Origin of the sequence: Streptomyces bambusae, assembly GCF_019400985.1 — a bacterium.
Taxonomy (GTDB): domain Bacteria; phylum Actinomycetota; class Actinomycetes; order Streptomycetales; family Streptomycetaceae; genus Streptomyces; species Streptomyces bambusae_A.
Genome location: NZ_WTFF01000391.1, coordinates 1 through 6,047 on the forward strand (window position 1 = coordinate 1; position 6,047 = coordinate 6,047).

Genomic DNA, 6,047 nt, shown 5'->3' on the forward strand with positions numbered 1-6,047 from the left:
CGCCCGCGCGGCGGCACCCCCGCCGCGCCGGGGCCGGCCGGGGCGTACCCGGGCGGGCCGGGCAGCACATAGGCCGGTTCGGGCAACGCCGTTCCGGGGCCGGGGCCGGTGCCGGGGCCGGGGGGCTGCTCGTACGCGGGACGGCCGGCCTCGTACGCGGGACCGCCGGCGGGGTCGTACGCGGGACTGCTGGTGGGCAGCTCGTACGCCGGACTGCCGGCGGGACCGCTCGCCGGCCCGTACGCGGGACTGCTCGTGGGCGCGTACGACGGCCCGCTCGTGGGTTCGTACGACGGCCCGCTCGTGGGTTCGTACGCGGGCATGGCCGGCAGGTCCGGCCGGCGGGGGCGGGGCCCGGCGGCGGGCTCGGGCCCGTACGACGGCGGGCCTGACGGCGGGCCCGGCGTCGTACCGTCGGCCGGGGGTGCCTCCGGGGCCGGGGGCGGAGCGGGGTCGTGGACCCAGCGCTGGCTTTGTGCGTCCCAGCGGGGAGCGGACGGCACGGGTCAGCCTCCCAGGTTCGTCAGGAGGCTGCCGAGGGCCGCCGCCGCGCTCACGCCCTCGACCAGCGGAGCCCACCGCTCCAGCGCCCGGCGCAGCCGGCCGACCAGGCCTTGCGGCACCTCCTGCGCCTCGGCCGGACCGGCGGGGCCTGCCGAACCGGCCGGACCTGCCGGACCCGTCGAGCCCTCCGGCCCCACCGGGCCCACCGGTCCCACCAGTCCTTCCAGCGCCTCGGCGATCCCGTCCAGTTCTCCGCCCAGCTCCGCCCGGTCCGCGCCGCGCGGCAGCCGGACGAGCGCGACCTGGAGGTCCTGTACGGCCTCCAGCAGCTCGGCCGGCGTCGGGCGCCGCTCCGGCCCGCCCGTCGTCGTGGTGTTGTGCACCGTGTTCGTGACGTTGGTGCCGCCGATGCTGAAGCTGCTGCCGTGGATGTTCCCGAACCTGGGCGAAGACGGCTCCTGCGACTGCGGTTGCTGCGACTGCTGGTGCCGCTGCTGCGGTTCGTCCGCCATGGCTACTTCGTCCCCCTCGTGCCGTTGGTCGTATTGTGCACGCCCGTCCCGCCGATGCTGAACGAGCTGTCGTGGACGGAGAAGGAGCCCATGGAGCCGATGTAGGTCCCGCCGCTCGCGACGGTGATGGCGGTGCCGCGCCGCGCGAACTCCTCGGTGTGCCAGCCCGCCGCGTCCAGCGCGAGCGTGACCCCGTGCACCACCCGGTCCTGAATGGTCTTCAGGTACCGGTCGACGTCCATCAGGTGGAAGATCGAGCCGTTGTCCTGCGAGGCCAGCTCCCGCACGGACAGCCGCGGGCCCTCGGCGCGGGCCCCGCCGTGGCCGCCGGTGACGATCCGCCACCAGCCGGCCAGACCGCGGGCCAGGGTGGTCACGGCCGCGGCGAAGGAGCCCGGGGTGTGCACCAGCGCCCAGGCCGCCTTCCCGAGCGCGTTGTTGTTCAGGTAGCGCTGCGCGTCGGCGTCGGCGTTGTAGAAGCGGGTGCGCACCGGCAGCAGTACGTGCGGCGCGACCTCCAGCATCATCATCCCGCCCTGGGTGTGGACCCGGACGAAGACGGTGACGACGAGGTTCTCGTCCCAGCCGCCGACCCGGACGCGCAGGAAGTGCCGGCGCCGCTCGCCGCCCTCCTCGATCGCGGCGGGCCGCTGCGCCGCGAAGATGTGCGGGGCCAGCGGGGCGGCGTCCCGGTGCGCCAGTCCGTCGACGGGCGTGAAGGTGCACTCGTCGATGACCAGCTCGCGCAGCCGGTCCATGACGGCCGCCTCCGCCTCCGGCGAGCCGTGCGGCGACGGTACCCGCAGCGCCTGCAGGAGCGGCACGATCTGCTCCACGATGCCGGCGTTGGTGACCGGCGTCGGCTTGCGGTCGGGGCCGAGGTCCTCGCGGGGGCGCAGCTCGACGGACAGGTGCCAGGGGTAGTACGGCTCGCCCGCGCCGCACAGCGGGTCGTTGACGTCGTACATGACGAGCGGCGAGTGCTGCTCGGCCCGGATCCGCCGGCGGATCCGCTCGAACCGGGGCGTGGGCGCCGCCTCGGCGGGGTCCCCGGCCTGGTCGGCGTAGCGGCGCGGGGAGAGCTCGCCGGCGATGATGCGCGCGACGTGGCCGCGCTGGAGGGCGACGAGGGTGACCAGGCCGGCGAAGGTCAGCGGCAGCATCCACAGGGCCAGCCCGCCTCCGGACGAGCCCGGACCGGAGCCGGTCAGCGAGCCGACGGCGAACAGCGCGCCGAACCCGACGACCTCGCCGAAGGCCCCGCCGAGCGCGAGCCCCAGCCCGACGAGGGCGACGACCAGCACGAGCAGCATCCACCACGCGTAGATGCGGACGACCAGGCCGAGGAAGCGCAACAGGACCGTGCCGCGCGCCCGCAGCCAGTTGGCCAGCGTCAGCAGCAGGAACGGTACGAGCACCAGCGTCAGCAGTCCGGAGGTCAGGAGGCCGCCGACGAACCAGGCGGCGAGTATGCCGGCCGCCCAGCCGAGTTCGAAGCGGCGGGCGCGCAGGGCGTGGGCCAGCACGCGGGTGGTGTCGAAGCCGTACGCGGGGGCGACGAGGCGCTCCTCGTGGACGTACAGCTCGTCGATCACCCGGTCGCGGTAGCCCGCGTCGAGGTAGGTGCCTGCGCACAGCAGTCGGCCGGCCTCGCTGACGGACGGGTGGACCGGCGGCCGCCCGGCCCGCGGGTCGTCCCAACCGCCGTTCGGCTGCGGGGGAATCGGGATGTCGGTCACTGAGGTGACCTTAGTTTTCCCTTACATACCGGCGGCAGGCGAATTCACGCCAAAGCGCCCCGGGCAGGTTTGCCCGGGGCGCTTCGGTGTTGATCGGATCCTGATCGGATCCTGATCAGATCAGGCCGAGCTCGCGCACCGCGTCGCGCTCCTCGGAGAGCTCCGCGACGGACGCGTCGATGCGGGTCCGGGAGAACTCGTTGATGTCCAGGCCCTGGACGATCTCGTACTTGCCGTCCTTGCAGACGACCGGGAAGGAGGAGATGAGGCCCTCGGGGACGCCGTAGGAGCCGTCCGACGGGATGCCCATCGAGGTCCAGTCGCCCTCGGCGGTGCCGTTGACCCAGGTGTGGATGTGGTCGATGGCGGCGTTGGCGGCGGAGGCGGCCGAGGACGCGCCACGGGCCTCGATGATCGCGGCGCCGCGCTTGGCGACGGTCGGGATGAACTCGTCGGCCAGCCACGCCTGGTCGTTCACGACCTCGGCGGCGTTCTTGCCGGCGATCTCCGCGTGGAAGATGTCCGGGTACTGGGTGGCGGAGTGGTTGCCCCAGATCGTCAGGCGCTTGATGTCGGAGACGGCGGCACCGGTCTTGGCGGCCAGCTGCGAGATCGCGCGGTTGTGGTCCAGGCGGGTCATCGCGGTGAAGCGCTCGGCCGGTACGTCCGGCGCGGCGGCCTGGGCGATGAGGGCGTTGGTGTTGGCCGGGTTGCCGACGACGAGCACGCGGATGTCGTCCGCGGCGTGGTCGTTGATGGCCTTGCCCTGCGGCTTGAAGATGCCGCCGTTGGCGGCGAGCAGGTCACCGCGCTCCATGCCCTTGGTGCGCGGGCGGGCACCGACGAGGAGGGCGACGTTCGCACCGTCGAAGGCCTTGTCGGCGTTGTCGGTGATCTCGATGCCGCGCAGCAGCGGGAAGGCGCAGTCGTCGAGCTCCATGGCGGTGCCCTCGGCGGCCTTGAGGCCCTGCGGGATCTCCAGGAGGCGCAGGTTGACCGGCACGTCCGCGCCGAGCAGGTGGCCGGACGCGATGCGGAAGAGCAGCGCGTACCCGATCTGGCCGGCGGCGCCGGTGACGGTGACATTCACGGGAGTGCGGGTCATGGCCTTCTCCGTTAGACAGCTGTGGGTGGGGCGTCCCTGCCCCATGTGCTGGAGGACGCCGCTTCCCGGTGAATCTTGATGTGAAGAGACATCCGCGGTCAGGCTATAGGACACGGGAGGGGCCGCATCCACACCCCCGTGTGGTGCGTGGCACACGGGGCCGAGGTTTCGAAGGCGAAGGGCCGCCTCCGGCCCTGTTCCGCGGCCTGAGCGCCGCTGCTGCGCGGCCCCCGCCCCGCTGCCGCGCCCAGGGGCGACACGCCCGCGCCCTGCGGCGGTGCCCCTGTTCGGCGGACACGCCGGCTGCTCGGCCGCTCAGTGCTCCACGGCCCCACTGCTCCAGTGCTCCACTGCTCCACTGCTCCACTGCTGCACTGCTGCACTGCTCTACTGCTCTACTGCTCTACTGCTGCACTGCTCCACGCGGAGGACCCTGCCCGGTAACTCCACTACTCCGGTGCTCCACTACTCCACGCGGAAGACCTGCCCGGTCCGGTGGCCCTCCACGGACTTGACGTACGCGGCGGCCGCGCGCCGCACCGGGACCGCGTCGAAGCCGGCGAACGTGTCCCCGTACGCGTCGAGCGACTCCTCGAAGACGGTCGGGCTCACCGCGTTGACGCGCTGGCGCCCGGGCAGCTCGATGGCCGCGGCCCGTACGAAGGCCTCGACGGCGCCGTTGGCGAGGGAGGCCATCGAGCCGGTCAGCAGCGGCTCGCGCGCGAGGATGCCGGTGACCAGCGTGAACGAGCCGTGCGCGGGCAGCCGGTCCATGCCCTGCCGGACGAGCTCGATCTGGCTGACGGCCTTGCCCTCCAGGCCGGCCCGCACGTCCGCCGTGGTCAGCTCGCCCAGGGGGCGCCAGGGCACCCAGCCGGCGGCGTTGGCCACCGCGTCGACGGGGCCGGCCTGCTCGTACAGGGCCCGGATCGAGTCCGGGTCGGTGATGTCGACGTACAGGTCGGCGCCGGTGCGGGAGGCGGTGACCACGTCGTGGCCGCGCTCGGCCAGAGCGGCGTGGACGGCCCGGCCGAGGGTGCCGTTCGCCCCGATCAGCAGGACCTTCAGGTTCTTCGGACGCGTGAGGCTCATGCGTCCGAGCATCACCCCAGGGCGACCGTGAAGTCTAGCTACCTCTCCTTCACGATCCCTTAAGCAGAACTACGCTGAGCTGACTAGGCTGGACCCCATGCGGCACATGCTCGACGTCAAGCGGATGGTCCTCCTGCGCGACCTGGCCGAACACGGCCGGGTGACCGCCGTCGCCGACCTGCACGGGGTGACCCCGTCGGCCGTCTCGCAGCAGTTGCGGGCCCTGGAGGCCGAGGCGGGCGCGAGCCTGGTGGAGCGCGAGGGCCGGGGGTTGCGGCTGACCGCCGCGGGGGCGGCGCTCGCCGCCGAGTGCGCGCACGTGCTGGCCGCACTGGAGCGGGCCGAGGGCGCGGTGCGCGCGCTGGACGCGGAGGTGGCCGGGGACCTGGCCGTCGGCTGCGCACCGAGCGCCCTGCGTACGGTGGCGGCCCCGCTGCTGGCCGAGCTCGCCGTACGGCACCCCCGGCTGCGGCCCCGGATCGTGCAGGCCGAGCCGGAGGAGGCGGTGCCGGAACTGCGCGGGCGCCGCCTGGACGTCGTGGTCGGCTACCGCTACGACCTGCTCGGGGAGCCGCCCGCGACGGGGACGACGGCGGTACCGCTGTTCGCCGACCCGCTGTGTCTGGCCCTGCCCGAGGCGCTGCGGCCGGCGGTGGAGCGCGAGGGTCTGGCGGCGCTGCGCGGGCACGCCTGGGTGTCGGCGCCCGAGCCGAGCAGCTGCCGCGCGATGCTGCTGCACGCCTGCCGCAACGCCGGCTTCACCCCGCGGATCGAGCACAGCTGTTCCGACCTGCGCAGCGCGCTGTGGCTGGTGGCCTCGGGCCAGGCCGTGTCGATCCTGCCCGGGCTGCTGTGCGACAGCCCGCCGTCCGGCGCGGCAGTGCTGCCGCTGCCGGGGCACGGGCGGACCGTGGAGGCCCTGGTCCGGTCGGGCACGGAGGGCCGCCCGGCCATCGCCGCGGTGCTGTCCGCACTGGCGGCGGTGACGGCGGGGCGCGCGGGGCCCGAGGGGCCCACCGGGGCGGGGGGGGGGGGCGGGGCGGTGTCTTATTAACATATGTGGCGTCCGCAAGACCTTAGCGTCGTGACTCTCAG

The 6,047-nt window shown here is 73.9% G+C and carries 5 protein-coding genes and 1 pseudogene; 1 reads left to right on the forward strand and 5 read right to left on the reverse strand.

The features are described 5' to 3' along the window. The 5 genes and pseudogenes from GPJ59_RS32305 to GPJ59_RS32325 all read right to left on the reverse strand — a co-directional run. Positions 1-323: pseudogene (locus GPJ59_RS32305) on the reverse strand (hypothetical protein); the annotation flags it as partial. Between the two features lie 183 nt (positions 324-506). Then, entirely contained in the window at positions 507-1,016 is a 510-nt protein-coding gene (locus GPJ59_RS32310) for a hypothetical protein (RefSeq protein WP_219671474.1), read from the reverse strand. A 2-nt stretch (positions 1,017-1,018) separates the two neighbouring features. Further along, positions 1,019-2,755, reverse strand: coding sequence for a hypothetical protein (locus GPJ59_RS32315; RefSeq protein WP_219671475.1), 1,737 nt, complete (start codon positions 2,753-2,755; stop codon positions 1,019-1,021). Between the two features lie 115 nt (positions 2,756-2,870). Then, positions 2,871-3,860 (reverse strand): malate dehydrogenase, encoded by a 990-nt coding sequence (locus GPJ59_RS32320; RefSeq protein ID WP_219671476.1) that lies wholly within the window; start codon positions 3,858-3,860, stop codon positions 2,871-2,873. Positions 3,861-4,325: 465 nt separating this feature from the next. Beyond that, positions 4,326-4,952 (reverse strand): short chain dehydrogenase, encoded by a 627-nt coding sequence (locus tag GPJ59_RS32325; protein ID WP_258025253.1) that lies wholly within the window; start codon positions 4,950-4,952, stop codon positions 4,326-4,328. Positions 4,953-5,049: 97 nt separating this feature from the next. Here GPJ59_RS32325 and GPJ59_RS32330 point away from each other — a divergent pair, with 97 nt between their 5' ends. Continuing rightward, positions 5,050-6,006, forward strand: coding sequence for a LysR family transcriptional regulator (locus GPJ59_RS32330; protein ID WP_219671477.1), 957 nt, complete (start codon positions 5,050-5,052; stop codon positions 6,004-6,006). The last annotated feature ends 41 nt before the right edge of the window (positions 6,007-6,047 follow it).

Bases quoted from the DNA above. Each gene is read 5' to 3' on its own strand.
- GPJ59_RS32310 (WP_219671474.1), bottom strand. From the start codon at position 1,016: ATGGCGGACGAACCGCAGCAGCGGCACCAGCAGTCGCAGCAACCGCAG.
- GPJ59_RS32320 (WP_219671476.1), bottom strand. From the start codon at position 3,860: ATGACCCGCACTCCCGTGAATGTCACCGTCACCGGCGCCGCCGGCCAG.
- GPJ59_RS32325 (WP_258025253.1), bottom strand. From the start codon at position 4,952: ATGAGCCTCACGCGTCCGAAGAACCTGAAGGTCCTGCTGATCGGGGCG.
- GPJ59_RS32330 (WP_219671477.1), top strand. From the start codon at position 5,050: ATGCGGCACATGCTCGACGTCAAGCGGATGGTCCTCCTGCGCGACCTG.